The following is a 26,317-nucleotide window of genomic DNA, read 5'->3' on the forward strand; positions in this document are numbered from 1 at the left end:
CTGGTCGGCCCGGCTCCTCAGCCGCCGAACATCATGCGCCACTCCTCGAGGGATCGCGGCCGGAAGACGAAGTTGCCTTCGCGGACCGAGGACAGCGGTGCCGACGGCTCGGTCGAGTACTGGTGGCCGGGGTACACGACCGGGTCGCCCTTGAGGCCGGCGAGCTGCTGCAGGCTGCGGTACATCGCGTCGGCATCGCCGCCGGGGAAGTCGGTGCGCCCGCATCCCTCGAGGAAGAGCGTGTCGCCCGCGATGAGCCGGTCGTCGAGAAGGAAGCACTGGCTGCCCGGGGTGTGGCCGGGCGTGTGCAGCAGCCGGATGGTGATCGCGCCGACCTCGATCGTGTCGTCGTGGTGGTGCCCGGTGAGGTCGGTTGTCGACAGGCCGGTGACCCGCTGCACCCAGTCCAGCTCATCGCGGTTGACGTGCACCGGAACCTGCTGGCGTGCCAGCAGCTCGGCCAGTCCCGGCAGCTGGAAGCCCATCATGCTGCCGCCGACGTGGTCGGGATGGTGGTGCGTGCCGAGCACGCCGACCAGCCGCATGCCGTCGGCGGCGAGCACGTCGAGCAGGTCGCCGACGGCGTAGGCGGGGTCGATGATGACCGCCTCGCGGGTCTCACGGTCGCCGATCAGGTACGCGAAGTTGAGCATCTGGCTGGCGACGGGGTCGCCCACGGCGAAGTCGCGGCCGGACAGCAGCTGGCGGAAGTAGAGTCGGTCGGACATGGTTGGAGCCTATCGGCCCGGCATGGCGCGCCGCGCGGGCCGGGAGGTCCGGCGACCTACGTAGCGACCGGCAGCGACTCCAGGTCGAACGACCGGAACGACGCGCGGCGCCGCAACTCGGTCTCGGGAACGGCCAGGCGCAGGCCGGGCAGCCTGCGCAACAGCATGTCGAACGCGATCTCCAGCTCCAGCCGTGCGAGCGCCGCACCCAGGCAGTAGTGGGGCCCGTGACCGAACGCGAGGTGCGCCGGGCGTGCGGGCAGTGGGCGGTGGGGATCGATCCGGTCCGGGTGCGGGTGGCTGGAGGGGTCCCGGTTGGCGGCGGCGAGCGCGAGCAGGACGGTGTCACCGGCGTGGATCCGGGCGCCACCGAGGTCCAGATCGGTCGTGGCGAACCGGCGGATCGCCAGGGTGTTCGGGTGGACCAGCCGCAGCAGCTCCTCGACAACGCCCGGCAGCCGCGCAGGGTCGGCGCGGAGCGCCTCGCGCAGCTCGGGATCCCGCAGCAGCAGGACCGTGCCGTTGCCGATGAGGTGGGTGACGTTCTCGATGCCTGCCCACAGCACCAGGAAGGCGAGCGACACGAGCTCGTTCTCGTCGAGCCGGTCGTCGCGGTCGCGGGCGCCGATCCACGCCGACAGCAGGTCCTCGCCAGGGGCGTCGCGCCGTAGCGCGATCACCTCGAGCAGCAGCGCATGGATCTCCTTCACCGCCAGGGACAGGTCCTCGCGCCGCTCGGGGGCCAGCATGCGGCGCGTCTGCGCGGCGAAGTGCGCCCGCTGGGATTGCGGGACGCCGAGGAGCTCGCCGATGACCGTCAGCGGTAGCGGTGCGGCGAAATCGGCGATCAGGTCGCCGCCAACCCGCGTAGCGAGATCGCGGGCCAGCGAATCGGCGACGGAACGCACGTGCTCGCCGAGGGTGCCGATGCGGTGCGGCGCGAAGGCGCCTGCGGCGAGGCGGCGCAGCCGCGCGTGCTCGGTCCCGTCCCGGTTGAGCAGGTTGGCATCCAGTGCAGGGGGCAGCGCGAAGCCCGCGTAGTCACCGGCCGAGTGGGCCTTGTTCAGCGCCAGCCGGGCGTCGGTCAGCGCGGCGCGCACGTCGGCGTCGCAGGTCGCCAGCCAGGCCTGGCTGCCGTCGGGAAGCCGAACGCGGCAGACGGGCTCGGACTCGCGCAGCCGCGCCAGCGCGGCGTGCGGGTCGGCGATGAAATCGGCGTCGAGCGTCAGGTCCGGCTCGAGGCTGCCGGGCCGGCAGTGCCGGTTCTGTTGGTTCGGCTGGTCGGGCACGACGGCTCCTGGACTGGCGGTGGGATCGGGTGGTGCCGCGGCGCGGCACCGCGCGACACCGCCGGGCAGCATAGCGCCCTCCCGCCACCGGACGGCCCGGGTACTACCCGCCCGCCGCCTCGCCTGCGGTGCGGGCGGGCTCGCCGGTCGGCTCGGCCGGAGCCGCGTGCAGCCTGCCGAAATGCCGCGCCAGCGCGCGGTGGTGCGCCAGCTCGGCCGCGAGATCGGCGGGCTCGCCCACGCGGGGCGTGTCGACGGGGTGCTCGGGCCGCAGGCCGTGAGCCTTCGCGTGCAGCGCGCTGTCGAGCATCGCGGCCTCGATCGCCGCGTCGCGTTCCTCGCCGGTGAGCCCGCGATCGCCCGCATCCCGCTCCGCCGCGCGTCGCACGTCGGTGGACATCCACTCGCGCAGCGCCCACTGCGCGTCACGGATCTCGATGATCAACCGGTAGAGCCGGAGCGGCAGGTCGGCGCGGCGATCGCGGGCGATGGCCACGGAGTCGCGCAACACGACCGAGGGGACGTGCCGGGTGAGCGCGCTGTGCAGCGGGAGGAGCGCGCGGTACGCGCGCGGCCGGTCGAGCCAGGCCCACAGCCGGGACAGCTGCGGGCCCAGGTCCGGGAGCAGCCAGCCGAACAGGTGCAGGGTGCTGCCCGCGACCACGGCCACCAGCGTGACCGGCTCCCACGCGTGCCCGGTGGCGCCGATGAACCCGGCGAGGACGCCTGCCAGTCTGCCGAGAACGTAGATCCACAGTAGCCCGATGCTGACGACGATCAGCCCGAGGCTGCGGCGTAGCCAAGCTGTCGGGGCGACAGCACGGTACCGCCTGCACAGCCGCGCGACCTCGGCCTGCCCGGCACCGAACGCCGTCAGGTACACGGTCAGGTAGGCGGGGTTGCTCGCCGCAGCGGTCACGGCGAAGTCGGTGGGGTGCTCGCCGAGCCGGTCGATCGCCCGCGCGAACAGCCCGGCCATCGTGCCGATGACGAGCCCGATGGCGACCAGGCGGGGCGCGGCCTTGCGCCACGCGACGTCGCGGTCGTGCCTGAGGTGCAGCAGGACGATCTGCTGGCAGGCGGTCACCAGCATCACGGCGATATGCGCCAGCAGCCCGGACAGGTTGGCCATCCCGACGGTCTCGCTGAGGAACCGCCAGAGCCCGGGCAGGACCACCACCCAGATACACAGGGCGAAGAAGAACACCCCGGTGAGCGCGACCTGGGCAGGCGAGCGGTCGGTGCGCAGCGCCCGCATCCGGTACAGCAGCGCACCGGCCGTCACGCCGACGCACAGCGCGTACAAGCCCGCGGTCATGGTTCGCGCGGCGTCTCCATGAGCGCCGACAACCGGGACGCGAGCTCGCGTGCTTGCGGGGGCACGGTGTAGTGCTGCTGGACCGTCCACGAGGAGACCCGTTGCGCGAGAAGCGAGCCGACCAGCTCGGCTTCCAGCTCGCAGCCGGAGTCCGCATGCTCCCTGCCGAGGACGCTGCGCGCACGAGCGGGATCAAGCGAGGGCATGAGCAGGCGGAGCATCTCGAGTGCGGCATCCGAGTTGGCCGAGTGCCCGCAGATGATGTGCCCGAGCTCGTGCAGGATCACCTGATGCTGATGGACCGGAGTCAGGCGCGACTCGAACACGATGTGATCGTCCGTCGCGGAGGCGACCCACAGGGCGTCGGCCACGGTGCTCAGCTCGAGGGGAACGAGGTGAATGGGGCGCCCGCGGTGCTCACTGACCCGGTCGCAGACCGCGCGCACGGTCAGCCTGCCTGTGCGCGGCAGGCCGAGGGCCTTGACGCGCTGCTGGCAGTGCCTGCGCAGGCTCGGCGGCCAGCCGGACCGCCTGCGGTCGTCTGCGCCTGAGCGCCTCCGGAGCATGATGGCCACGATCCTTCGGGAGGGTTGGTGCCATGGTCGTCGATACGGGGAGCGCGTGGGTCTCGCGCCACGCCACTCGACTGGCGACAGCATGGTAATGCAGGCCTCGCCCACCGCGGAACTCGGCCGTGGCGCCGAGACCGGTAGCGTCACGACACCGCCGCTACGTGTGGCCTGATTCACGCGCCGGTCGTCCCCAGGTATGTTGACGTAGGCGTCCGGGGTGCGGGAAGCTGACGTCGCGCGGATAAGCAACCGCTTAGTACGTCGCTGACGGCGCGGGACCGGTATGCGGGCAGATCGTCGTGGCCACCGTGTCCACCGGGCGGTTGTCCGGCACGCCGCCGAGGAAGGAGCGTTCCATGACGAGCAGGTTCAGCGGCGAGGTCGCCGTGGTTACCGGGGCGAGCCGGGGAATCGGCCTCGGCATCGCCGAGCAGCTGGTCGCCGACGGCGCGCGGGTGTGCATCACCGCCCGCAACCAGGATGCGCTGGACGAGGCCGTCGGCCATCTGGGTGGCAAAGAGCACGCGATCGCGGTGGCGGGCAAGAGCGACAACACTGCCCACCAGGCCGAGGCGATCGAGCGCACGCTCGCGGAGTTCGGCCGCCTGGACATGCTGGTGAACAATGCCGGTATCAACCCTGTCTACGGGCCGCTCGTCGATCTCGATCTCGACGCTGCGCGCAAGATCGTGGAGGTGAACTGCCTGTCCGCACTGTCCTGGGTGCAGCAGGCGTACCGCGCGTGGCTGGGTGAGCACGGCGGCTCGATCGTCAACGTGTCGTCGGTGACCGGGCTCAAACCGGCGCCGGGGATCGGCTTCTACGGGGCGAGCAAGGCGATGCTCTCGCACATGACCGCCGAGCTCGCCGTCGAGCTCGGGCCGGACATCCGGGTCAACGGGGTCGCGCCCGCGGTGGTCAAGACCGCGTTCGCCAGCGCGCTGTACGAGGGGCAGGAAGAAGAGGTGTCGGCGGCCTACCCGCTCAAGCGGTTGGGCGTGCCCGGCGATGTCGGTAGCGCGGTGGCGTTCCTGCTGTCCGCGGAGGCGTCGTGGATGACGGGCCAGACGGTCGTGCTCGACGGCGGCGTGACGCAGACGGGAGGCGTGTGATGCGCGCGTGGACGGTCCCTGAGCTGGGCGAGCCCGCCGATGTGCTGCGGCTCGATGAGGTCGCCGACCCGCAGCCCGCACCGAGTCAGCTGCTCGTCCGGGTGCGGGCAGCGGCTGCCAACTTCCCCGACGTGCTGATGTGTCGCGGCGAGTACCAGGTCAAGCCCGAGCTGCCGTTCACTCCCGGCGTCGAGCTGTGCGGCGAGGTGGTGGCCACGGGCGCGGAGGTGACGGAGTTCGCCGCCGGTGACCGGGTCATCGGCGGCGCCGCGATACCGGCAGGCGGCTTCGCCGAGCTGGCGTTGATGGAGCAGGCCACGACATTTCACGCCCCGCGGGCACTGGACGATGCCCAGGCGGCCTCGTTCTACATCGGTTACCAGACCGGCTGGTTCGGGCTACATCGCCGGGCGCAGCTGCGCCCGGGGGAGACGTTGCTCGTGCACGCCGCGGCCGGTGGGGTCGGCAGCGCCGCCGTGCAGCTCGGCAAGGCGGCAGGCGCCACGGTCATCGGCGTGGTCGGCGGCCCGGCCAAGGCCGAGGTGGCCCACTCGCTCGGGGCGGACATCGTCGTCGACCGCGGCGGCGAGGACTTCGTCGACGTCGTCAAGCAGGCCACGGACGGCCGGGGCGCCGATGTCGTCTACGACCCTGTCGGCGGGGAGACCTACCGCCGGTCGACCAAGTGCATCGCCTTCGAGGGACGCATCATCATCGTCGGGTTCGCAGGCGGTGAGTTGCAGCAGGCCGCGCTCAACCACGCGCTGGTGAAGAACTACTCGATTCTCGGGCTGCACTGGGGGCTGTACAACAGCAAGGACCCGCAGGCCGTCCGGCAGTGCCACGAGGAGCTGACCCGGCTGGCCGACGACGGCCTTGTCGCTCCCGTGGTCAGCGAGCAGCTGCCGCTGGGCGACGTCGCATCCGGGGTGCAGCGGCTGGCGGACGGGGAGACTGTGGGCCGCGTCGCGCTCGTGGCCGGTCTCCCCGAACGACAAGCAGTCTGACCAGCGGGACACCACACGGTGCGCGCGGTGATCGACGTTGGACCGACCAGTTGGTATGGTTCTTGTCGGTGTGCCGGACGGGTACGTGAGGATAGGTGAAGCGAGCATGCACGGCGACGATGAGCCGGGGGACGAGCTGCCGGGACTGGACCTCGCCCGGCTACGGACCTACCTTGGGCAGGCCGCTCCGGGCCTGGTCTCCGGTGAGCTGCGTGGCTCGGTGATCGCGGGCGGGCGCTCGAACCTGACCTACGAGGTCGGGGACGGCCGTCGCGAGTGGGTCGTGCGCAGGCCCCCGCTCGGGCACGTGCTGGCGACCGCGCACGACATGGGCCGGGAGTACCGGGTGATGACGGCACTGGGGTCGTCGCCGGTACCGGTGCCGCGCACCGTCCTGCTGTGCGAGGACACCGAGGTGCTCGGCGCGCCGTTCTACGTGATGGAGAAAGTGCACGGCACCGCCTACCGCAACGCGCACCAGCTCGAGCGGTTGGGTGCCGAGCGTGTCCGGGCGCTGAGCACGAGCATGATCGAGGTACTCGCCGAGCTGCACGCGGTCGACCCCACGGCGGCCGGGCTCGCGGATTTCGGACGGCCGGACGGGTTCCTGCCCCGGCAGGTGCGCCGCTGGAAGAAGCAGCTCGACGCTTCCCGGGCCAGGCCGGTACGCGGCATCGACGAGCTGCACGAGCGCTTGGAGTCCCGCGTGCCCGAGCAGTCGCCGACCGCTGTGGTGCACGGTGACTACCGGCTCGACAACCTGCTCGTCGACGAGCGGGACGAGATCACGGCCGTGCTGGACTGGGAGATGGCCACGCTGGGCGACCCGCTGACCGACGTGGCACTGCTGGCGACCTACCGGGGCCTGTCCGAGATCGACGAGTCCGCGGTGATCGCCGACGCCAGCGACGCACCCGGCTTCCCCGACCCGGCCGAGATCCTGGACCACTACGCCCGGGTATCCGGGAGGGACCTCGGCTCGATGGGGTTCTACCTGGGGCTGGCGCACTTCAAGCTGGCGGTGATCCTCGAGGGGATCCACTACCGCTACACGCAGGGCAAGACCGTTGGTGAGGGATTCGGCAGCGTCGGCGATTTCGTCGAACCCATCGTCTCCGCCGGTCTCGACGCACTCGAGGAGAACTGATGGATTTCGCCTACGACGCGCGCACCGAGGAGCTTCGGGAAGCCCTGCTGGCTTTCATGGACGAGTGCGTGTACCCGGCCGAGGCCGAGTACGCGCGGCAACTGTCCGAACGCGAGGACCCGTGGGCCGTGCCTGCCGTGGTCGGTGAGCTCCAGCGGGAGGCACGGGACCGTGGACTGTGGAACTTCTTCCTGCCGGGCGCAGACGGGGCGGGGCTGAGCAACCTGCAGTACGCGCCGCTCGCCGAGATCACCGGGCGGAGCCCGCGCCTGGCGCCCGCCGCGCTCAACTGCTCCGCGCCGGACACCGGCAACATGGAGGTGCTGTCGATGTTCGGCACCGGGAAGCAGCGCGAGCAGTGGCTGCGTCCCCTGCTGGACGGGCGGATACGGTCCTCGTTCGCGATGACCGAGCCCGATGTGGCCTCCTCGGATGCCACCAACATCGCCACGCGCATCGAGCGCGACGGGGACGAGTACGTGATCAACGGGCGGAAGTGGTGGATAACCGGGGCGCTGAACCCCAACGCCCGGGTCCTCATCGTGATGGGCAAGACGGACCCGGAGGCGGAGACGCACCGGCAGCAGAGCATGATCCTGGTGCCCCGCGACACGCCGGGCCTGACGATCACCCGCGGTATGACCGTGTTCGGCTACGACGACGGCGACCACGGCGGGCACGCCGACCTGGAGTTCTCCGACGTGCGGGTGCCCGCGGACAACCTCATCGGCACCGAGGGCGACGGCTTCGCCATCGCGCAGGCCCGGCTGGGGCCCGGCCGGATCCACCACTGCATGCGCTCGATCGGCATCGCCGAGCGCGCGGTGGAGATGATGTGCAGGCGCGCATCCGAGCGGGTCGCGTTCGGCGAGCAGCTCGCGCGCCAGGGCGTGATCCGCGACTGGATCGCCGAGGCGCGCGTGCGCATCGAGCAGCTGCGCCTGCTGGTGCTCAAGGCGGCCTGGCTGATGGACACCGTCGGCAATCGGGACGCGCACACCGAGATCCAGGCGATCAAGATCGCTACTCCCTCCACAGTGGAATGGATCCTCGACAAGGCCATCCAGGTGCACGGAGCCGGTGGGCTGAGCCAGGACACGCCCCTGGCCGAGTGGTACGCGAGCATCCGCACCCTGCGGTTCGCCGACGGCCCGGACGAGGTGCACAAGGCCTCCCTTGCGCGCAAGGAGCTACGGGCCCACGCCTAGGGCCGGTGCCGGACAGGCAGAATGTGCGCATGTCTGGCACAGCGCGGAACGGCGCGACGATAACCGGCGCTCCGGCGGTGCCGCCTCCCGGCGGTCCCCTCGGATCGCGCCTGCTCGGTCACGAGGACGAGCAGAACGATCGGCTACGGGTGCGGGTGCAGACCCTGCTGACAGGGTCGATCCTGCTGTCCAACCTGATCGGCATCGCCGTGGTGACCGCGCTGGTCACGGTCGTGATTCCCGGCCCGGAACCGATCACCGCGTACCTGGGTATGGCGGGCTGGCTGGCGGTGGCAGGCTACGTCCTGCTGGCCGTCGTGGTCGGTCTCGTCTGGGGGACGCGGATGACGTTCCGGTCGGTGCGCTGGATGCTCGAAGGGCGGCGGGCCACCGAGGCCGACCGGCTCGCGACGCTCGCCGCCCCGTGGCGGCTGACGGGGATGCAGGCCTCGCTGTGGCTGGTGGCCACGGTGCTGCTGACGGCGGCGAACAGTGCCGTCGATGCGGTCGCGATGGTCAAGGTGGCTGCCACCATCGGTCTCGGCGGTGTCGTCGTCTGCGCCAACTCCTACCTGCTCAGCGAGTTCGCGCTGCGGCCGATCGCCGCTCGGGCGCTGGCCGACGCACCGCCGCAGCGGCCGCTGCGGGCCGGGGTGATCACCAGGACGCTGTGGGCGTGGGGGCTGGGTACCGTGATCCCGGTCGCCGGGCTGATGCTGGTGGCGGCGTTCACGCTGGTCCGGCACAACGCCACCGCGACCCAGCTGTCCGTGACGATCCTGGCGATGGGCACGGTCACCGTGGTCTTCGGGTTCGTGCTGGTACTGCTGATGACCAGGGCGACGGTGGCGCCGATCCGCACGGTCAGCGCGGCCATGGAGGCGGTGGAGGCCGGTGACCTGAACGCGCACGTGTCCGTCTTCGACGCCACCGAGCTGGGTGTGCTGCAGAGCCGGTTCAACGGCATGGCCGCGGGCCTGCGGGAACGGGAACGCATCCGGGACATCTTCGGCAGGCACGTCGGGCGGGAGGTGGCTCAGCTCGCGGTGAGCAGGGACTTCGAGCTGGGAGGCGAGGTCCGCGAGGCCGCGGTGCTGTTCGTGGACGTCATGGCGTCGACGGCGCTCGCGGCGACTCGGCCGCCCACGCAGGTGGTCGAGCTGCTGAACCGGTTCTTCGGGGTGGTGGTCTCGGAGATCGAGGCCCACCACGGCCTGGTGAACAAGTTCGAGGGCGACGCCGCGCTCGCGGTGTTCGGCGCGCCACACGACCTTCCCGACGCCGCTGGGCAGGCACTTGCCGCCGCCCGCGCGATGGCGGTGCGCCTGCGGAACGAGGTCGGCGACTGCGAGGCCGGGATCGGGGTCGCGGCCGGACCGGTCGTCGCGGGCAACGTCGGCGCGCAGAGCCGGTACGAGTACACCGTCATCGGCGACCCCGTCAACGAGGCTGCGCGGCTGACCGATGTCGCCAAGGACATCGAGGGCGGGCTTGTGGCATCCGGGCGGGCGGTGGAGGCCGCCGACGCGGCGGAGGCGAGCCGGTGGCGACGGCACGGAGAGGTGACGTTGCGCGGCCGGTCCGAACCCACCCAGCTCGCCGTGCCGGTCGACGGCCCGGCGGAGGGTCCGGTAGAGGGTGCCGCGTCGCGGTGACACGCGCACGGCGGGAACCGAATAAGGTGGGCGGCAACCCGGCCGACGAAGGGGTTCACCGGTCGTCACAGGAAGGGATGGGCAACACGTGGAGTACATACGTCTCGGATCGTCCGGACTGCGGGTCTCGCGCATCTGCCTGGGGATGATGAGCTACGGCAGCCGCGATTGGCGGGACTGGATGCTCGACGAGACCGAGGCGGAACCGGTGGTGCGCCGTGCCGTGGAACAGGGCGTCACGTTCTTCGACACCGCCGACATGTACTCCCAGGGGGTCAGCGAGGAGATCACCGGCCGGCTGCTGCGCAAGTTCTTCCCGCACCGCAGCGACTACGTGCTGGCCACCAAGGTCTACTTCCCGGTGGGGGAGGGTCCCAATGACAGGGGCTTGTCCCGCAAGCACATCATGGACGGCATCGACGCCTCGCTGCGACGGCTCGGTACCGACCACGTGGACCTGTACCAGGTACATCGCTGGGATCCCGAGACGCCGATCGAGGAGACGCTGGAGGCGCTTGCCGACGTCGTGCGCTCCGGCAAGGCCCGCTACATCGGAGCGAGCAGCATGTACGCGTGGCAGTTCGCGAAGGCGCAGTTCACCGCTCGGCTGCACGGCTGGCCGACGTTCGTGTCCATGCAGGACCACTACAACCTGCTGTACCGCGAGGAGGAGCGGGAGATGATCCCGCTGTGCCGCGACCAGGGAGTGGGCGTCATCCCGTGGAGCCCCCTTGCGCGCGGCTGGTTGAGCGGAAGCCGGGGCGACGACGGGACCGCGCGCCCCACCACGCGGGCGGGCTCGGACGACTTCGCCCGGCGCCTCTACGGCGAGGCCGACCTCGCGATCGTCGAGGCCGTCCGGCGAGTGGCCGGTGAGCGTGGCGTCCCGCCCGCTCACGTGGCGCTGGCCTGGCTGCTCGGCAAGCCCGGGGTGACGGCCCCGATCATCGGGGCGACGAAGGCGTCCTACGTCGACGACGCTGTCGCCGCGCTCGACCTCACGCTGACCGGCCAGGAGGTGACCGAGCTCGAGCAGGCGTACCGGCCGCGTGAGGTGCTCGGCCACTAGGCCGCGACCACACGATCGGCGGGACGTGCTCCACCATCGGTGCCGGGTGCGTTTCGTCCGTCGCGGTGCGGGGTAACCAGCGGCGGGCGCGGTCGCCGGGGGAGCGGACCCGCTCGGGGAAGGTAGTCGAGACAACGGAGTCGAGGCACCGTGATGGAGTGGTTCGCGCTGATCCTGTCCGGTATCGCGGTCGTGCTGTCCGCGACGGCCGTCTGGTATGTCCGGGACCAGGTTCGTGCCACGCAGCTGACAGCCCGCGCGGCCCGCGCGGCGGTGGAGCTGCAGCACGAGATGGAACGCCGCACGGCCCGCGCGGCCGAAGCCGCCCACGTCCTCTGGGACCTCGAGCCGGTGGGGGAGGACACGTATCTGCTGCGCAACGAGGGCAGCGACCCGGCCTACGACGTACGGATCGATGTCGGCGACATGGCCTGCCGCGGGCCGGTGCACATCATGGAGTTCCCGCCTGGCCACGTGGAGCGCTACCAGCTGTTCCGCCCGCTGGGCACCGTCACGGCCGCGCTCGCCGTGACCTGGAACCAGGCATCGGACCTGACGGACGAACCGCGCACGCACCATCTACCGGTGCTGGACCGGGGCGCGGTTCCGGTCCAGCGTGGACGCGCCGATCCGTCCGCTGACGGTGGCGGTGCCAATCTGGCAGTCGAGCGAGACGCCGGCTGACGGGGACCGATCGCCGATGATGTATACGGGGGACCCGACGGAGCATGGGCCGGTGTCGGTGGTGCCCGTTGGCTCGGTGTAGTTAGCGGTCCTCTCGCCAGCAGCGCATGCACCGGTCGCCGGATACGTCGGGTCGGCTGACCGGGCGGCCGCACTGGCACGAGGGGACCGGTCCCCAGTCGACCACGACTTCCTGAGCCTCGGGTTCCGGCTCGGGCTGCTGCGGTGGTGGGCCGCCCCTGTAGTGGCAACCGGCGCACACGGTCCGCTCCCCCGGGCGCAGGTAGATCTCCTGGTCACATCCCGGAGTCGAGCAAGTGGGGTAGGTCGTGGTCACGGCGTCTCCTGTCACGTCGCGTGATGCTACCGAGGCTGTACTGGCTGGCCCGAGCCTGGGCACTTGCCTTGCTCGCCCGGAGCTCGGTGGGTCGGTGCTGACGACCCGGGCGGTGAGTTGACGATCTGGTCGCACGCAGGGCATCTACCGTCGTCCGCCATTGTTGGCCTCCTCGTGGTTCGTGTCGAGTCTCGCCGATCGGTGTGTCTCACGACACCGGCCGGTCGGGTGGTGCCCGGCCGGTGCACGGTCGGGGGTGGCGTGCACCGGCCGGGGGTCAGCGGGTTGGTGGTTCGGTGAGGTGTGCGCAGGACAGGCACACGGTCGGTCCGGTCATGCGTGTGTCGTAGGTGGTCTGCCATACGCGGTATCCGCACATGGTGATGATCACCGGTATGCCGCGTGCCGCCTCGGTGCGGCGCACGGCATGCCGTTGCTGCGCCACCGTCACCCACCGCGTCACGTGCCCTGCTCGCAGGTGGTGCAGCGTGGGTGGCGGGCGAGGCGGCTGCAGGGGTCGTGGCCGTAGATGGGTAGGCACCAGGCGCCGCAGGGGGCTTGGTAGCCGCGGGGGAAGGTGTGGTCGGGCACGATCGGCTGTAGCGGGCTGCCGGGGGTGATGTAGTGGGCGGGCAGTGTGTGGCTGCCGGTGGGGATTTCGGGCATCCACCCGTGCGTGGGCAGGCGGGACGCCGCTGTCATCGCCGGCCCCGGTCGAGCTCGTATCCGTCGCGGGTGGCGACCATGCGGGGGCGTGTGTCGTGCGGGTCGTGCTGCCACCGGCGCGACAGCAACCAGCCGCGCGCCCTGTCCCAGGGCACGAGCGTGAGAAACGGCAGAGCGAACAGGAGCAGCATCCAGATCCAGAACATCGGGGCCTCCCCGCGAACGATAGGCTGAGGTGCATATTGCGAGTTGGTCTCGGGACCAATGGTGGTGGTCCCGAGACCAAGGAGCAATGATCCGATCGCGTGACGCGCGGTCACTCTCCGTCGCGGGCTAGGGTGTGGTGCATGACCGAGACCAACCTCGCCCCACGGGCATTCGCTTTAGGTGCGGAATTGCGCGACGCCCGCGAGAAAGCTGGTCTCAAGGTGCGCCAGGTAGCCGAGAAACTGGACGTATCCCACTCGGTGATCGTCCGGTGGGAGAAGGGTCAGCGGCTCCCCGGTACGGAGAACGTCTCCGCGCTGCTGGCCGTCCTCGGGGTCTCTAGTCGGGAGCGGGAGAGGATCATCGCGCTTGCCCGCGAGGCGGATGACGAGCCCGTCAACTCGGTGTCGGTCGGTGTGGCCGGTATGGCCGACCAGCTCGCCGTGCTGATGCAGCTTGAGCGCAACGCCACCTCGATAACCGACGTGTCTCCGCTGCTCGTGCCCGGGCTGTTGCAGACGTCGGCGTACGCGCGAGCGATTCTCGGCGACGACGCCGAAGCAGCCGCCAGGGTAGCGGTACGACTGGGTCGCCGCGACGTGATCGAGCGGGACCGCGACCCCGCCCAGTATCTGGCGTTCATCGGCGAACGAGCGTTGGCGGGGCCCGTCGGCGACGATGCTCTCGCTGATCAGTTGCGGTTCCTCGTCCGAATGTCGGAACGCGATAACGTATGCATCCGGATTATCCCGGAGTCCGCCGGGTTCACCCCGGCGCACGCCGGACCATTCGTACTCTTGGAGTTCGCCAAGGCCGACTCCGTGGTGCACCTGGAGCACTATCAGTCCAGTGCGTTCCTACGGGACCATGGTGATGTGAGTGCGTACCTCTCGGCGCGCGAGGAGATAGAAGAAGTGGCGATGAGCCCCGAGGACTCAGTGGAGCTCATCGCCGATGCTGCTAAGGAGCGTTGACATGACAGTACCGCACAACAACGACGCGTGGCGCAAGAGCAGCCGCAGCGCGCGCGAGACCAACTGCGTTGAGGTGTCGCTGCGCTCGGGCGCCCGTGTGCGTGATACAAAGGACCGCGATGGCGGGACTCTGCAGGTCCCGTTCGCCGCGTGGCAGGCATTCACGAGCCACCTGCGCGAGCAGTAGACAGTCCCCGTCGGCGCCCCCGGGGTCCTGGGAGGATCCGGGGGCGCCGACGTATGAGGATCGCCACACGTCAGTCGGGCACACCGGCCTGTGCAGGGCTCTCGCCAGTGATGATCGAACCGTATCGGGGCACCGAGCGGGGTTCGCGACCGTTGCCGTGCTGGGGTCCCGGTGCGGGCAACGGGATGCGGCGCCCACTCCCTGTTACGTTTAGGGTCAAGTGTCCGGTTATGAGGCGAGGTGAGATGTCCGGCAGCGTGACGATCGAGAGACCGACAAAGGCCGACGGCGCCGCCCTGTGGCGTGTCGCGCGGGACTCCGGCAAGCTCGATCTCAACTCCCCGTACACGTACTTGCTGTGGTGTCAGGACTTCGCGGATACGTCGGTCGTGGCTCGGGACGGCGATGACGTTGTCGGTTTCGTGATCGGCTACCGCAGGCCGAGGGATCCGAGCACGGCGATGGTCTGGCAGGTAGCCGTCGATGCCAGCCAGCGCGGCGAGGGGCTGGCCGGGCGCATGCTCGACGTCATGTACACCGGGCTCGTCGCGGACGGGGTCCGGTACCTGGCCACGACGGTGACGCCGGACAACGAGGCGTCGATCGCACTGTTCCGCTCGTTCGCCACCCGCTGGGGAGCCGAGATGACCAGCGTGGAGCTGTTCGCGGCGACGGACTTCCCTGCCGAGCACGAGGCGGAGGACCTGTACGAGATCGGCCCGCTCGGTCAGCCACCGGCAGGCTGAGCCGGCGAGGTCGATACGAATTTGCATACCGCGCAACTTTGCGTGGTGTGCAATTTCATGCATACTGGGAGAGTGACCGACAGGACGTCTCCCGCGGCCGACCCTCCCGTGGAGGGGTTGCGTGCGCGCAAGAAGCGGGCGACGCGAGAGCTGCTCGAGCGGGTGACGTTACGGCTGGCCGTCGAGCACGGGTTCGACCACGTCACGGCGGAGGGAATCGCCGAGGCGGCCGAGGTGTCCACGCGAACCTTCTTCAACTACTTCGCGTCCAAGGAGGACGCGGCCTTCGGTCACGCCAAGGCGGGCTCCGGTGCGGACGAGCCGGAGCGTGTCGTGGAGCTGGTGCGCGACCAGCCGCCCGAGGTGCCGCCGCTGCGGGCGTTGCGGGTGGCTGTGACGGCGTTCGTCGGCGAGCTCACGGCCGACAAGGAGCTTTCCCGCCTGCGATGCGATCTGGTCAGGACGCACCCGAGGCTGGGCATGCGGCTGATGGACCGGGTCGTCGAGCAGGAACGGCTGCTGACCTCCGTCGTGGCCGAGCGCACCGGCCTGGACCCCACCGGCGACGCCTACCCCTCTGTGGTCGTCGCTGCGTCGACCGCCGCGGCACGTAGCGCGATGGTCCGGTGGATGGCCTCGGACTCGGCTGCCCAGCCGGTCACGTTCGTCGAGGAAGCGTTCGACGTGCTGGAACGAGGGTTCGTTCCCGCGACGTAGGCGTGCGTGCGCGCGTCTTCCGGACAGGTACGACAGTCCGGCTCGGAGGGATGGTCCGTGCCGGCGATGCGGAACGGGGGTAGTGCGTGGCGACGTTGCTGTATCGGCGCTGCAGTCGCCGTTCGAGGCGGGGACGGTCTCCGAGGACGGGCACATCGCCTACGCGCAGGTCCAGTACGCTGTGCAGCCCTTGGACCTGTCCGAGCACACCCGCGAGCTGCTCGACGACATCGGCGGCACCTCGGACGACACCGGCGTGCGTGTGGAGGTCGGCGGCTCGGCGATGCAGCCGGAGCCCGAACCGCCGAAGAACGAGATCATCGGGCTCGCCGTCGCGGCCGTGGTGTTGACGCTGGCACTCGGCTCGCTGGTCGCGGCGGGCCTCCCGCTGGTGACCGGGCTGATCGGCGTCGGTATCGGGGTGGCAGGGGTCACCGCTGCGACGGCGTGGTTCGACCTCGCCTCGGAGACCTACATGCTGGCGCTGATGCTCGGTCTCGCCGTGACGATCGACTACGCGCTGTTCATCATCACCCGGTACCGGCACGAGCGGTCCGCGGCTACGAACCGGAGCACGCCATCGCACGCGCCGTGGGTACCGCGGGCAACGCGGTGGTCTTCGCCGGGGCGATCGTGTGCATCACGCTGGCGGCCCTGTCGGTGGTGGGTATCCCGTTCCTGACCGCGATGGTCGTGTCCGCCGCCGCGACGGTGGCGGTCGCGGTGCTGATCGCGATCACGCTGCTACCGGCGCTGGTCGGCTTCGCCCGCAACCGCATCTCGCCTGCGGGCGCGCGCGGCACCGCCCGCGCAGCGGCGCGCCGCGCGGGCGGTGAAGACGGGCAGCACGCCCCCGCTGGGCGCGCGACCGGCGCCGGGCTGGGGGAGCGCTGGGGGCGTTTCGTGACGGGCAGGCGCGTGGTGGTGCTGCTGGTGGCGATCCCGGTGCTCGGTGCGCTGGCGTGGCCCGCCAACGACCTGCGCCTGGGAATGCCGGATGGCAGCATGGCGGCCCCGGAGTCGACCCAGCGGCAGGCCTACGAGCTGGTCGCGGAGGGCTTCGGGCCGGGAGTCAACGGCCCCCTGATGGTCGCGGCGGACGTCGAGGGCACTGACAATCCACAACGGACTGTCGAGGAGCTGTCCGGGGAGATCTCCGGGTTGCCGAACGTCGCGGCCGTCGAGCCTCCCGTGCTCGACCAGCAGGGTGCCACCGCGATGCTCACGGTGATTCCCGCGACCGGACCGAGCAGCGTGGAAACCGAGGACCTGGTGAGTGACATTCGCGCGCTCGGCGATACCTACGCAGAGCGCGGCGGTACGGCGCTGTGGGTGACCGGTCAGACCGCCATGAACATCGACATCTCCGGCCAGCTCGGCGACGCCATGGTCCCGTACCTGCTGATCGTGGTCGGCCTGGCACTGGTACTGCTCGGCGTGGTGTTCCGCTCGCTGCTCATCCCGGTCACGGCCGCGGCAGGGTTCCTGTTCACGGTCGGCGCCACGTTCGGGGCCGTGGTCGCTGTGTTCCAGTGGGGCTGGCTGGACTGGGTGTTCGCCGTCGACGAGACCGGTCCGATCATCAGCATGATGCCGATCTTCCTGGTCGGGGTGCTGTTCGGGCTGGCGATGGACTACCAGCTGTTCCTGGGCACGCGGATGCGCGAGGAGTACGTACACGGGGCCGAGTCGAACTCCGCGGTCGTCGGCGGGTTCCGGCTGGGCGCGCGCGTGGTCACCGCGGCCGCGGTCATCATGGTCAGTGTCTTCGCCGGGTTCATCTTCTCCGATGAGGACATGATCAAGTCGATGGGTTTCGCGCTGGCCTTCGGTGTGCTCATCGACGCGTTCGTGGTGCGTATGACCATCATCCCGGCCCTGATGAGCGTGTTCGGCCGCGCGACATGGTGGATGCCTCGCCTGCTCGCGCGCATCCTGCCGGACGCGGACATCGAGGGGGAGCGGTTGACGCGGAACCGGTCCGAGCCCGCCCCGTCCGGCACCCCGGCGAGCGAGCGGGAGGAGGCTGCGCCGGTCCTCTACCGGTAGGCACCGGGTCCGGGGCGGCACCTGTCACCTCGCGGGTCAGCCGCTACCGCCATGTCCTGCCGGCCACTGTGCCCGGGTTGCCCGCGCCCGCGCGCCGCTGCGCTCGAGCCCGGTGAGGTGGTGCCGGTGGGTGCCGGGTGCACCGCCGGCGTGCATGCGGGCTCCGGCTGCGGGTACCCCGACCTGGGAGGCACGCTTCACCCGCCCTGCGTACGGTGAAGGCCCAGGTGCGGGGCCGACCGAGGAGGTACAGCGTGGATCAGCACGACCGGGTGGGCACGGCCGAGCAGCACGGTGCCCGGGCCGGCACCGGCCACGCCGGTCACACCGGACACGGCGCGGAGCACGCCGGACACGGCGCGGAGCACGCCGGACACGGCGCGGAGCACGCCGGACACGGCGACGGCGGCGGCCACGGCGACGGGCACGACCAGCATGCGGCGCACTCGACGGCGATGTTCCGGAACCGATTCTGGCTCTCGCTGGTACTGGCCCTGCCGGTCGTCGTCTACGCGGCGACGGTGCAGGAGTGGTTCGGCTATACCGCGCCGGAGTTTCCCGGTGCGGGTCTGGTCGCGCCCGTGCTGGGCACCGTCATCTTCGTCTACGGTGGCTGGCCGTTCCTTGCCGGTGCGGCCGCCGAGATCCGCGGGCGCCAACCCGGCATGATGCTGCTGATCGGCATGGCGATCACCGTCGCGTTCGCCGCCAGCATGGCAGCCGGCGTGGGTGTGTTCGCGGTCGAGGTGTGGTGGGAGCTGTCCCTGCTGATCGTGATCATGCTGCTCGGGCACTGGATGGAGATGCGCGCCATCGGGCAGGCCAGGGGAGCGCTGGCCGCCCTTGCCGAGCTGTTGCCGGACGAGGCCGAGCGGGAGACGAGCGCGGGGCACCTCGAGACCGTCCGGATCAGCGAGCTCGGGGTGGGTGACGTCGTCCTCGTCCGCCCGGGCGGGCGGGTGCCCGCCGACGGCACGATCGTGCGGGGGCAGGCCGACCTGGACGAGTCCATGATCACCGGTGAGTCGAACCCGGTGACTCGGAGCGAGAGCGAGCAGGTCATCGCGGCCAGCGTGTCCACGGACAGCTCGATCCGCGTGCGGGTCGACGCGGTCGGTGCCGACACCGCGCTCGCGGGCATCCAACGGCTGGTGGCCGAGGCTCAGGAGTCACGCTCGCACACCCAGGTGCTGGCCGACCGCGCTGCCGCGCTGCTGTTCTACATCGCCGTGGCCGTGGCCGTGCTCACCGTCGCGACGTGGGCGCTGCTCGGGGACGCCGACGCGGCCGTCGTGCGGTCGGTGACGGTACTGATCATCGCGTGTCCACATGCGATGGGGTTGGCGATCCCGCTGGTTACCTCGATCTCGATGTCGAAGTCGGCCCGTAGCGGCATCCTCGTCACCGACCGGCTGGCGCTGGAACGGATGCGCGACGTCGACGCCGTGCTGTTCGACAAGACCGGAACGCTGACCAAGGGCGAACACGCCGTCACCGGTGTCGCCGCCGCCGACGGCGACACCGACGCCCTGCTGGCGCTCGCGGGCGGGGTGGAGGCCGAGAGCGAGCACCCGCTTGCCCGCGCCATCATCGCCGCGGTGCGGGAGCGGGGGATGGACCCGCGCCCCGCGACCGACCCGCGTGCCATGGCGGGGCGCGGCGTGGAGGCCACGGTGGACGGTCACAGCGTCGCGGTCGGCGGGCCGGCCCTGCTACGCGAACGCGATCTGGAGATTCCCGGCGAGTTGCTGGAAGAGGTCGGGCAGTGGCAGCAGCGCGGTGCCGCGGTGCTGCATGTCGTGCGGGACGGCCGGATCGCGGGCTCGCTCGCGCTCGAGGACCAGGTCCGGGCCGAGTCGCGCGCGGCCGTCGATACCCTGCACCGGCTGGGCGTCACGGTCGCCATGATCACCGGCGACTCCCGCCAGGTCGCCGAGGCCGTCGCGGCCGAGCTCGGCATCGACGAGGTCTTCGCCGAGGTACTGCCGGAGGACAAGGACCGCGCCGTCGCCGACCTGCAACGGCGCGGTCATACGGTGGCGATGGTCGGCGACGGGATCAATGACGCGCCCGCGCTGGCTCGCGCCGACGTGGGGATTGCCATCGGTGCCGGTACCGACGTGGCCATCGAGTCCGCCGGGATCGTGCTCGCCTCCGACGACCCGCGTGCCGTGGTGGCCGTCCGGCGGTTGTCTGCGGCCAGCTACCGCAAGATGGTGCAGAACCTGTGGTGGGCAGCCGGATACAACGTGGTGGCGATCCCGCTGGCCGCAGGTGTGCTGGCGTGGGCGGGCATCGTGATGCCCATGGCCGTCGGTGCGTTGCTGATGAGCCTGTCCACGATCGTCGTGGCCCTCAACGCCCAGCTGCTGCGCCGCGTCGACCTCCGCTCTCAGGCGGTGGGGTAGGGGGTGCGTGGCACGAGGCGCGGGGGCCGCGCGCTCGGGCGCACCGGCGCGGGCCCCAACGAGCGAGTACGGCTCGATGGGGCCCGGCAGCACGGTCGCGCTGCGGAGTCACCCACCCGGGGTCTGTCCGAGCCATCGGACAGACCCGCGCTCGGCGCGCCCGGCGCCGGGCTGGCCATCCGCCGCATCACCGCTGTCGACCCGCTAACCGCGCTAGGGAGTGCCCGATGAGCTTGCACCTGACCGGCATCACGCTGACCTACCCCGACGGTGGGCACCGCCTGACGGCGCTGAACCACGTCGACCTCCACGTCCCGGCGGGCACCGTCACGGCCGTGGCCGGACCGTCCGGCTCAGGCAAGTCCAGCCTGCTTGCTGTGGCAGCCACGCTGATCACCCCGGATGCGGGCGAGGTCACCGTCGGCGGCACATCCACCTCGAGCTTGAGCCGTGCGCAAGCAACCATGCTTCGTCGGGAGCAGCTCGGGATCATCTTTCAGCAACCGAACCTGTTCCCTTCACTGAGCGCGATCGAGCAGCTACAGGTCATGGCCCACATCGCGGGCCGTTCCCCTGCCCAAGCTCGCGAGCGCGCGCAGGCTCCTCGCTACGGTCGGGCTCGCCGACCACGCCGAACGCAAGCCGCACCAGCTCTCCGGCGGTCAGCAGCAGCGGGTCAACATCGCCCGCGCGCTGATGAACGAGCCTGCCGTACTGCTCGTGGACGAACCGACCAGCTCGCTCGACCGCGAGCGCGGCGCGGCGAGCATCGACCTGCTCGTGTCTTTAACCCACGCGCAGGCCACGGCGACCGTGCTGGTTACCCACGACCACGCACAGCTGACCCAGGTCGACCAGGTCACCGAGATGGTCGACGGCGCACTGTGGTGCCCACATGCGGTCGGCCAGTGGTTCCTATACCGGGAAACGTAGGCTCGGGGGCGTGACCGAGGGAGAGAGAATGGCGCTGCACGAGGATCTCGAACCGATTTACGAGAAGCTGGTCATCCGCAATCCGGGTGAGATGGAGTTTCACCAGACTTTGCGCGAGGTGCTGGAAAGCATCGGGCCGGTGGTCAGCAAGCACCCCGAGTACGTGCGCAGCAACATCATCGAGCGCATCTGCGAACCCGAGCGGCAGATCGTCTTCCGTGTCCCGTGGGAGGACGACAGCGGCGCAGTGCACATCAACAGGGGGTTCCGCGTCGAGTTCAACAGCGCGCTCGGCCCGTACAAGGGTGGCCTGCGGTTCCACCCCTCGGTGCTGCTCGGCACCGTCAAGTTCCTCGGCTTCGAGCAGATCTTCAAGAACTCGCTGACCGGCCTGCCGATCGGCGGGGGCAAGGGCGGCGCCGACTTCGACCCCAAGGGCCGCTCGGACCGCGAGGTGATGCGGTTCTGCCAGAGCTTCATGACCGAGCTGCACCGGCACCTCGGCGAGTACACCGACGTGCCTGCCGGGGACGTGGGCGTGGGTGGCCGCGAGATCGGCTACCTGTTCGGGCAGTACAAGCGGCTCACCAATCGGTACGAGTCCGGGGTACTGACCGGCAAGAGCCTCCCCTTCGGGGGTGCGCGTGTGCGCACCGAGGCAACCGGGTACGGCAACGTGTTCTTCGTCAACGAAATGCTCGCGGCCAGGGGTGATTCTTTCGACGGTAAACGCACCGTTGTCTCCGGTTCCGGCAATGTCGCCATCTACACCATCGAGAAGGTGCAGGACCTGGGCGGCATTGTCGTGGCGTGCTCGGACTCCGAAGGCTACGTGCTCGACGAGTCCGGCATCGACGTCGAGCTCGTCAAGACGATCAAGGAGATCGAGCGCGGCCGGATCTGCGACTACGCCGACCGCAGGCCGTCGGCGAAGTTCGTGCCGGGACGGTCGATCTGGGAGATCGAGTGCGACGTCGCGATGCCCTCGGCCACGCAGAACGAGATCACCGGCAGGGATGCGAGCACCCTGGTCCGCAACGGGTGCGTGGCGCTGGGTGAGGGTGCCAACATGCCGACCACCCCGGAAGGGGTGCGCGTGTTCCGGGAAGCGGGCATCGCGTTCGGCCCGGGCAAGGCCGCCAACGCAGGCGGTGTGGCCACCTCCGCACTGGAGATGCAGCAGAACGCCTCGCGGGATTCCTGGAGCCGCGAGTTCACCGAGCAGCGCCTGAAGGACATCATGGCCGACATTCACCATCGCTGCTACGAGACCGCCGATGAATACGGCATGCCGGGTGACTACACGGCGGGGGCCAACATTGCCGGGTTCTGCCGCGTCGCCGACGCGATGCTGGCCCTCGGCGTGGTCTGACGAGCGCGGTAGGCACTCGCCCAATCAGGTGGTTGTCGGCGGAGCCGTGGTCGTTCGGCGAGAGCCCGCCCGAAAGGGTGTTGAGGTGGCCCCGACTTTGCCATCAACCCGAGCGATTTCCGGGCGGGCTCTCACCTCCAAGTTACCCCCATCCGTGGGCAAAACACCCTGTTCCTGCAGATAGGGAAACTGTGGGAGGGATGCCAACCCGGCTGGGAGGGCTGCCTGTGACCGGTGCGGCCAGCAGATCGTCACCGAGCGTGACACCATCGGCGCGATGCGCTTTCCCGCGCTCGGGCGAGGGCATGGAGGAGGAGACCGCAGATCTGGCACCGGGGGAGTCCGAGAAGCTCACGGTCACAGTGGAAATGGCTAGTACGAGATCTACTGTCCTGTCGGTGACCACGAGGACCGCGGCGCGAAGACCACGATCGCGGTCGCCTGAGCCGGCTGCGCCCGGATCGTGCTTAAACGGCGACGCCGGTACATGGAAGCAATCCACGGCTACCCGGGGCTCGGTGACGGCAACAGTCGGAGAGCGGCTTGGCCAGCGCGATGGAGGGGTTTGGTGCTGTGGCCGTAGCGATGCGGTGACTGTGGCTCCTTCGAGCAGGAGGAACCATTCCTCGGCGACATCCACCGGATGGCGGCATCCGGCTTCGGCGGCGAAGCCTTCGAGGTAACGCCGGATGCCTTCCTTGTGCTCGTGGATGATGGCGTGGCCGGGATGCGGTCCGCCGCCGAGGGGGCGCTCTCGGTCCTTCGTTGTGCTTCTGTCACCGCGACGTCTCGCACCATCGACTGGGACTATACAAACCGGTATGTGCAGTACCTTTCAGGAAGCTGAATCGCCAACCGAGGGAGGTCCCCGTGCCGGCTCGTCCGCACGCCGTCGCTTTCGATGTACTCGAGACCCTGCTGGATCTGGATCCGCTGCGCGAACGGCTGGAGAAGGTCGGCCAACCGGCACGGCTGTTGCTGCCGTGGTTCATGCGCTTCCAGCGTGACTCCATGGCGCTGACCCTCAGCGGGGATTTCGGGAGGTTCGAGTCGGTGGCACGGCAGGCGTTGCGCACCGAGACGGAGCACACCGCCACCGAGGAAGACATCGACCACGTGCTGGCCGGCTTCGGCCGGCTACCCGCACACCCCGATGCCGAGCCCGCGCTGCGCCGGTTGTCCGAAGCCGGGCTGCGGGTCGGCTGCCTGACCGTCGGCAGCGCGCAGAACACGGCACGGTTCCTGGAACAAGCAGGACTGGCGCGCCACATGGATCACGTCATCACCGCCGAGCAGGCCGGTATCTGGAAACCCGCTCCTTCCATCTACCGCGTGGCAGCCCACGAACTCGGAACATCACCGGAGCGCATGGCACTGGTCGCGGTGCACGCCTGGGACTGCCACGGAGCCAAGCGCGCGGGCTGTCTCGCCGGATGGTGCCAGCGACTGGAAGGCCGCTACGGTGACGTCTTCACCGCCCCCGACGTGAGCGGCCCCGATCTTGTCGAGGTCGCCGAACGCCTGTTGCAACTCCCGTCCAGCTGAGGTTGCCTCGAACAGTTCCCTTCCCGGTGCCAGGACGGGAACCCCGACCGGCAGCAGCTGTCACCCACGCGGCGACCGGGACTTATCCGGCCGAGTGATCCACTGCGTGATCGGCCGACGCACCGCCTGCGGTTGTCAGCACGTGCCGGATCTCGCTGACGACTCGGTCAGCGGCGTCTTCCATGAGGAAGTGCCCGGCTCCGGCGATGGTGACGAGTTCTGCGCGCGGGATGTCCTCGGCGAGTTGCCGCCCGTAGCTCAGCGGCTGCCACTGGTCGAGCTCACCCCAGAGGATGCGTGTCGGCATGGAGAACGTCTTGAGCTGGGGCGCGAGCTGCCGAGTCGGAGTCGAGTCGTAGTGGCGAACTTGGTGTTCGAAGAACGACATGCGCCCGAGCGGCGTGCGAAGGGGCGCGAGGTAGGCGTCGAGCACAGCGCCGGACATGTGCCCGGGTTCGGCGACGGTCATGCGTAGTTGGCGGGCCAGCATGTCTTCGAAGTCCTGCTGTGGCATTGCCGCGTAGTCGTCGAGGTGATGGTGGATGATGTCCTGCCAGGTGGTCGACGGCCACGAGTCGTAGCTGACGCTGTCGATGAGCATCAGCCGGTTCACGCGAGGCCTGTTGCCGGCGGCGAACAGCTGCGCGATCGCGCCCCCGATGTCGTGGCCGATGAGCGTGCACCGGCGAACATCCAGCTCTGCGAGAAGCGCGCCGAGCAACTCCGCTTGCGCCGTCACGGAGGTGTCGCGTGCAAGCGGGCGCTCCGACGCCCCGTAACCCAACAGGTCATAGGCGACGACGGTGTGCCCGCGCTCTTCCAACGGCGGGATCACGTGGCGCCAGATGAACGAATGTGACGGCGTGCCGTGCAGGAACACCAGCGTCTCGCCGGAATCACCCTGGGTGTAGCGGCAGGCCAGGCGTACACCGTCGACGATCACATGTCGGTCGAGCATGAGTTCCCCAAACCTGGAGGTATACCGGTCGGTTTATCTATCATACGAAGCACAACACGTGCCGGGAAGCATGTCAACCCACCGGTCGGTATACTTGTCACGGATCTCGGCTTCGCCCTGGCGAGGATCGCCGCAGCTGCGCACATGGTGCGTGAGCGCGGCCGTGTACGTCGTCACCCGGGTCGATCGACGGAGATGTCGTACTCGAGTTCTCCCGCGCCGCCGTACGGCGAGAGGTCGGTGACTCCGGCGTCGTGGAGCACCTCCATGTCGAGGAACGTGTTGCCGGTGCACTCGCTCGCGGGCCGCTCGAGGATCGTGGTGGCGGCGTCGGCCACGATCTCGGGTGAGCGCGACCTGTCCATCGCGGCTTCGCCACCGAGAATGTTCTTCACCGCATCAGTGGCGATGTAGGTCTCGGGCCACAAGCAGTTGGCCGCCACGCCGCGTTCGACCGCCCGCTGCACCGATGCCTCGTCGCGTACGTCCCCGACGACTGCAAGCGCACTGCCGCCCGCGGCCTCGATCGCTGCGGCAGCAGTGTGGATCGTGCCGGACAACCGGCGGTCCGGAGTGTCGCTCTTGGCCAGCAGGATCAGGTTGGCGCCGCGGCTGCCGCCGGACATGAGCAGGGTGCGGCCCGCGAGACACATCCGGTGATCTCCTTGCCGAATATGCCGCGAGCGATGACCCACTTCAGGATCTCGTTGGCGCCCTCGTCGATCTCCCCGACCTTGCTGTCGCGGTAGATCGCCTCGACCGGCCCCGGCGTGCCGTCGGCGCTGAGCTCCCGGGCGAAGCCGAGCCCACCGAACGCCTGGACCGCATCGCGGGCCACGTCGACCGCCAACCGGCTTCCGTACTACTTCGCCATCGCGGCTTCCGGCTCGGGGAACACCTCACCGGCGTCGCGGCGGGGCGCGTCTGGAACTTTGTGTGTTGATTTCGTGGCCCGACGGGGTGGCAGCACTGGTTAGTGCTGCTGCCCGGAGAGGATCACGAGCACGAGCGAGGACACGAACGTCGATCAGTTGACTGACGTGGATCAGCTGGCCGATGGGCTGCTGAACCGTGCCGATGCTGATCAGGCCGAGCTACTCGGGTCTGACGGGCTGCTGACGGAGTTGACGCAGCTGGTGCCCAAGCACGCGCGTCGGCTGGCTGGGTTCAACGAGCAGCTCCTGAGCTGGTAGGCGCACAGCATGAGCGTGCGTGACATTCGCTCCCATCTGGCCGAGCTCTACGGAGTCGAGGTGTCCGGGGACGTGATCTCGCGGGTCCCTGACGCGGTGGCCGAGGAGATCACCACATGGCAGAACCGGCCATTGGACCCGGCTTGCTCTCTAAGGGTCGTTGCGAATCCGGACGGGAGGGGTTCGCATGCCGAAGTATGCACCGAACAAGATGTCAGCGGAGGTCAAGCGCCGGT

Annotated in this window: 27 protein-coding genes and 2 pseudogenes; 20 read left to right on the top strand and 9 right to left on the bottom strand. The window is 69.8% G+C overall.

The genetic code is table 11. From position 1 onward, the window contains the following. Window positions 1–17: 17 nt before the first annotated feature. The 4 genes from CHB84_RS08795 to CHB84_RS08810 all read right to left on the bottom strand — a co-directional run bounded on the left by CHB84_RS08795 (window position 18) and on the right by CHB84_RS08810 (window position 3,901). Window positions 18–728 carry an MBL fold metallo-hydrolase gene (locus CHB84_RS08795; RefSeq protein WP_089301031.1) on the bottom strand — a complete coding sequence of 237 codons (711 nt, stop codon included), beginning with the start codon at window positions 726–728 and terminating at the stop codon, window positions 18–20. A 56-nt stretch (window positions 729–784) separates the two neighbouring features. Then, window positions 785–2,017 (bottom strand): cytochrome P450 family protein, encoded by a 1,233-nt coding sequence (locus CHB84_RS08800; RefSeq protein WP_245818634.1) that lies wholly within the window; start codon window positions 2,015–2,017, stop codon window positions 785–787. Between the two features lie 103 nt (window positions 2,018–2,120). Continuing rightward, complete coding sequence (locus CHB84_RS08805) at window positions 2,121–3,335, bottom strand: MAB_1171c family putative transporter (RefSeq protein ID WP_089301033.1); 1,215 nt, start codon at window positions 3,333–3,335, stop codon at window positions 2,121–2,123. Then, entirely contained in the window at window positions 3,332–3,901 is a 570-nt protein-coding gene (locus tag CHB84_RS08810; protein WP_141134624.1) for an ImmA/IrrE family metallo-endopeptidase, read from the bottom strand. Before CHB84_RS08810 ends, CHB84_RS08805 begins: the two co-directional genes overlap by 4 nt. Window positions 3,902–4,263: 362 nt before the next feature. On the opposite strand from CHB84_RS08810, the gene CHB84_RS08815 reads away from it, so the two are divergent. The 7 genes from CHB84_RS08815 to CHB84_RS08845 all read left to right on the top strand — a co-directional run bounded on the left by CHB84_RS08815 (window position 4,264) and on the right by CHB84_RS08845 (window position 11,789). After that, window positions 4,264–5,019 carry an SDR family oxidoreductase gene (locus CHB84_RS08815; RefSeq protein ID WP_089301035.1) on the top strand — a complete coding sequence of 252 codons (756 nt, stop codon included), beginning with the start codon at window positions 4,264–4,266 and terminating at the stop codon, window positions 5,017–5,019. After that, window positions 5,019–6,026, top strand: coding sequence for an NADPH:quinone oxidoreductase family protein (locus CHB84_RS08820; RefSeq protein ID WP_089301036.1), 1,008 nt, complete (start codon window positions 5,019–5,021; stop codon window positions 6,024–6,026). The genes CHB84_RS08815 and CHB84_RS08820 overlap by 1 nt, the downstream gene beginning before the upstream one ends. A 106-nt stretch (window positions 6,027–6,132) precedes the next feature. After that, the gene (locus CHB84_RS08825) at window positions 6,133–7,173 is read left to right on the top strand and encodes a phosphotransferase family protein (RefSeq protein ID WP_089301073.1); all 1,041 of its coding nucleotides are present in this window, start codon (window positions 6,133–6,135) and stop codon (window positions 7,171–7,173) included. Continuing rightward, window positions 7,173–8,381: an acyl-CoA dehydrogenase family protein gene (locus CHB84_RS08830; RefSeq protein WP_089301037.1), complete on the top strand. Its 1,209-nt coding sequence runs from the start codon at window positions 7,173–7,175 to the stop codon at window positions 8,379–8,381. The genes CHB84_RS08825 and CHB84_RS08830 overlap by 1 nt, the downstream gene beginning before the upstream one ends. 29 nt (window positions 8,382–8,410) lie before the next feature. Continuing rightward, window positions 8,411–10,036 (top strand): adenylate/guanylate cyclase domain-containing protein, encoded by a 1,626-nt coding sequence (locus tag CHB84_RS08835; protein WP_089301074.1) that lies wholly within the window; start codon window positions 8,411–8,413, stop codon window positions 10,034–10,036. Between the two features lie 88 nt (window positions 10,037–10,124). After that, window positions 10,125–11,105 carry an aldo/keto reductase gene (locus tag CHB84_RS08840; protein ID WP_176439869.1) on the top strand — a complete coding sequence of 327 codons (981 nt, stop codon included), beginning with the start codon at window positions 10,125–10,127 and terminating at the stop codon, window positions 11,103–11,105. Between the two features lie 150 nt (window positions 11,106–11,255). Further along, the gene (locus CHB84_RS08845; RefSeq protein ID WP_141134625.1) at window positions 11,256–11,789 is read left to right on the top strand and encodes a hypothetical protein; all 534 of its coding nucleotides are present in this window, start codon (window positions 11,256–11,258) and stop codon (window positions 11,787–11,789) included. A 614-nt stretch (window positions 11,790–12,403) separates the two neighbouring features. Here the strand turns inward: CHB84_RS08845 and CHB84_RS22340 are convergent. Together CHB84_RS22340 and CHB84_RS22830 are read right to left on the bottom strand one after the other, a co-directional pair. After that, window positions 12,404–12,589 carry a hypothetical protein gene (locus CHB84_RS22340; RefSeq protein ID WP_141134626.1) on the bottom strand — a complete coding sequence of 62 codons (186 nt, stop codon included), beginning with the start codon at window positions 12,587–12,589 and terminating at the stop codon, window positions 12,404–12,406. Between the two features lie 235 nt (window positions 12,590–12,824). Then, complete coding sequence (locus CHB84_RS22830) at window positions 12,825–12,998, bottom strand: hypothetical protein (protein WP_176439870.1); 174 nt, start codon at window positions 12,996–12,998, stop codon at window positions 12,825–12,827. Window positions 12,999–13,139: 141 nt separating this feature from the next. On the opposite strand from CHB84_RS22830, the gene CHB84_RS08855 reads away from it, so the two are divergent. From CHB84_RS08855 to CHB84_RS08905, 11 genes and pseudogenes are all read left to right on the top strand, one after another. Continuing rightward, window positions 13,140–13,973: a helix-turn-helix domain-containing protein gene (locus CHB84_RS08855; protein ID WP_089301040.1), complete on the top strand. Its 834-nt coding sequence runs from the start codon at window positions 13,140–13,142 to the stop codon at window positions 13,971–13,973. A gap of 1 nt (window position 13,974) precedes the next feature. Further along, the gene (locus CHB84_RS08860; protein WP_089301041.1) at window positions 13,975–14,160 is read left to right on the top strand and encodes a DUF397 domain-containing protein; all 186 of its coding nucleotides are present in this window, start codon (window positions 13,975–13,977) and stop codon (window positions 14,158–14,160) included. Between the two features lie 245 nt (window positions 14,161–14,405). After that, on the top strand, window positions 14,406–14,906 hold the full coding sequence (ectA, locus tag CHB84_RS08865; RefSeq protein WP_089301042.1) for a diaminobutyrate acetyltransferase: 501 nt from the start codon (window positions 14,406–14,408) through the stop codon (window positions 14,904–14,906). 72 nt (window positions 14,907–14,978) lie between these two features. Further along, entirely contained in the window at window positions 14,979–15,623 is a 645-nt protein-coding gene (locus CHB84_RS08870; protein ID WP_217898493.1) for an acyl-CoA-like ligand-binding transcription factor, read from the top strand. A gap of 82 nt (window positions 15,624–15,705) precedes the next feature. Beyond that, window positions 15,706–16,367, top strand: a pseudogene (locus tag CHB84_RS22835) (MMPL family transporter); the annotation flags it as partial. Window positions 16,368–16,841: 474 nt separating this feature from the next. Continuing rightward, the gene (locus CHB84_RS23480; RefSeq protein ID WP_245818639.1) at window positions 16,842–17,672 is read left to right on the top strand and encodes an MMPL family transporter; all 831 of its coding nucleotides are present in this window, start codon (window positions 16,842–16,844) and stop codon (window positions 17,670–17,672) included. A 254-nt stretch (window positions 17,673–17,926) separates the two neighbouring features. Then, window positions 17,927–20,080 (top strand): heavy metal translocating P-type ATPase, encoded by a 2,154-nt coding sequence (locus CHB84_RS08880; protein WP_176439871.1) that lies wholly within the window; start codon window positions 17,927–17,929, stop codon window positions 20,078–20,080. A 227-nt stretch (window positions 20,081–20,307) separates the two neighbouring features. After that, window positions 20,308–21,013: pseudogene (locus CHB84_RS23485) on the top strand (ABC transporter ATP-binding protein). 28 nt (window positions 21,014–21,041) lie between these two features. Beyond that, window positions 21,042–22,385 (top strand): NADP-specific glutamate dehydrogenase, encoded by a 1,344-nt coding sequence (gene gdhA / locus CHB84_RS08890; protein ID WP_089301044.1) that lies wholly within the window; start codon window positions 21,042–21,044, stop codon window positions 22,383–22,385. Window positions 22,386–23,028: 643 nt separating this feature from the next. Then, window positions 23,029–23,232, top strand: a complete 204-nt coding sequence (locus CHB84_RS08900) for a hypothetical protein (protein WP_089301045.1) — start codon at window positions 23,029–23,031, stop codon at window positions 23,230–23,232. 23 nt (window positions 23,233–23,255) lie between these two features. Next, window positions 23,256–23,930 carry a haloacid dehalogenase type II gene (locus CHB84_RS08905; protein WP_089301046.1) on the top strand — a complete coding sequence of 225 codons (675 nt, stop codon included), beginning with the start codon at window positions 23,256–23,258 and terminating at the stop codon, window positions 23,928–23,930. An 82-nt stretch (window positions 23,931–24,012) separates the two neighbouring features. On the opposite strand, the gene CHB84_RS08910 is transcribed toward CHB84_RS08905, so the two are convergent. The 3 genes from CHB84_RS08910 to CHB84_RS08920 form a co-directional block, all read right to left on the bottom strand. Next, entirely contained in the window at window positions 24,013–24,888 is an 876-nt protein-coding gene (locus CHB84_RS08910) for an alpha/beta fold hydrolase (RefSeq protein ID WP_089301047.1), read from the bottom strand. 173 nt (window positions 24,889–25,061) lie between these two features. Further along, window positions 25,062–25,541, bottom strand: coding sequence for a Rossmann-fold NAD(P)-binding domain-containing protein (locus CHB84_RS08915; RefSeq protein ID WP_089301048.1), 480 nt, complete (start codon window positions 25,539–25,541; stop codon window positions 25,062–25,064). Continuing rightward, entirely contained in the window at window positions 25,484–25,738 is a 255-nt protein-coding gene (locus CHB84_RS08920; protein ID WP_217898494.1) for an acyl-CoA dehydrogenase family protein, read from the bottom strand. Before CHB84_RS08920 ends, CHB84_RS08915 begins: the two co-directional genes overlap by 58 nt. A gap of 181 nt (window positions 25,739–25,919) precedes the next feature. Between CHB84_RS08920 and CHB84_RS22845 the strand changes: the two genes are divergently transcribed. Together CHB84_RS22845 and CHB84_RS22350 are read left to right on the top strand one after the other, a co-directional pair. Then, window positions 25,920–26,081: a hypothetical protein gene (locus tag CHB84_RS22845; RefSeq protein ID WP_176439872.1), complete on the top strand. Its 162-nt coding sequence runs from the start codon at window positions 25,920–25,922 to the stop codon at window positions 26,079–26,081. Window positions 26,082–26,090: 9 nt separating this feature from the next. Next, window positions 26,091–26,317: transposase (locus CHB84_RS22350; protein ID WP_141134628.1), on the top strand; the 227-nt coding region annotated here is incomplete at its 3' end.

Source organism: Haloechinothrix alba (assembly GCF_900188115.1).
Taxonomy (GTDB): domain Bacteria; phylum Actinomycetota; class Actinomycetes; order Mycobacteriales; family Pseudonocardiaceae; genus Haloechinothrix; species Haloechinothrix alba.

Excerpts from the sequence above, each read along its gene's own strand:
- CHB84_RS08795 (WP_089301031.1), bottom strand. The coding sequence starts at position 728 with ATGTCCGACCGACTCTACTTCCGCCAGCTGCTGTCCGGCCGCGACTTC.
- CHB84_RS08805 (WP_089301033.1), bottom strand. The coding sequence starts at position 3,335 with ATGACCGCGGGCTTGTACGCGCTGTGCGTCGGCGTGACGGCCGGTGCG.
- CHB84_RS08810 (WP_141134624.1), bottom strand. The coding sequence starts at position 3,901 with ATGCTCCGGAGGCGCTCAGGCGCAGACGACCGCAGGCGGTCCGGCTGG.
- CHB84_RS08815 (WP_089301035.1), top strand. The coding sequence starts at position 4,264 with ATGACGAGCAGGTTCAGCGGCGAGGTCGCCGTGGTTACCGGGGCGAGC.
- CHB84_RS08820 (WP_089301036.1), top strand. The coding sequence starts at position 5,019 with ATGCGCGCGTGGACGGTCCCTGAGCTGGGCGAGCCCGCCGATGTGCTG.
- CHB84_RS08825 (WP_089301073.1), top strand. The coding sequence starts at position 6,133 with ATGCACGGCGACGATGAGCCGGGGGACGAGCTGCCGGGACTGGACCTC.
- CHB84_RS08830 (WP_089301037.1), top strand. The coding sequence starts at position 7,173 with ATGGATTTCGCCTACGACGCGCGCACCGAGGAGCTTCGGGAAGCCCTG.
- CHB84_RS08835 (WP_089301074.1), top strand. The coding sequence starts at position 8,411 with ATGTCTGGCACAGCGCGGAACGGCGCGACGATAACCGGCGCTCCGGCG.
- CHB84_RS22830 (WP_176439870.1), bottom strand. The coding sequence starts at position 12,998 with ATGTTCTGGATCTGGATGCTGCTCCTGTTCGCTCTGCCGTTTCTCACG.
- CHB84_RS08855 (WP_089301040.1), top strand. The coding sequence starts at position 13,140 with ATGACCGAGACCAACCTCGCCCCACGGGCATTCGCTTTAGGTGCGGAA.
- CHB84_RS08860 (WP_089301041.1), top strand. The coding sequence starts at position 13,975 with ATGACAGTACCGCACAACAACGACGCGTGGCGCAAGAGCAGCCGCAGC.
- ectA (WP_089301042.1), top strand. The coding sequence starts at position 14,406 with ATGTCCGGCAGCGTGACGATCGAGAGACCGACAAAGGCCGACGGCGCC.
- CHB84_RS23480 (WP_245818639.1), top strand. The coding sequence starts at position 16,842 with ATGCTCACGGTGATTCCCGCGACCGGACCGAGCAGCGTGGAAACCGAG.
- gdhA (WP_089301044.1), top strand. The coding sequence starts at position 21,042 with ATGGCGCTGCACGAGGATCTCGAACCGATTTACGAGAAGCTGGTCATC.
- CHB84_RS08900 (WP_089301045.1), top strand. The coding sequence starts at position 23,029 with ATGGCGGCATCCGGCTTCGGCGGCGAAGCCTTCGAGGTAACGCCGGAT.
- CHB84_RS08910 (WP_089301047.1), bottom strand. The coding sequence starts at position 24,888 with ATGCTCGACCGACATGTGATCGTCGACGGTGTACGCCTGGCCTGCCGC.
- CHB84_RS08915 (WP_089301048.1), bottom strand. The coding sequence starts at position 25,541 with ATGTGTCTCGCGGGCCGCACCCTGCTCATGTCCGGCGGCAGCCGCGGC.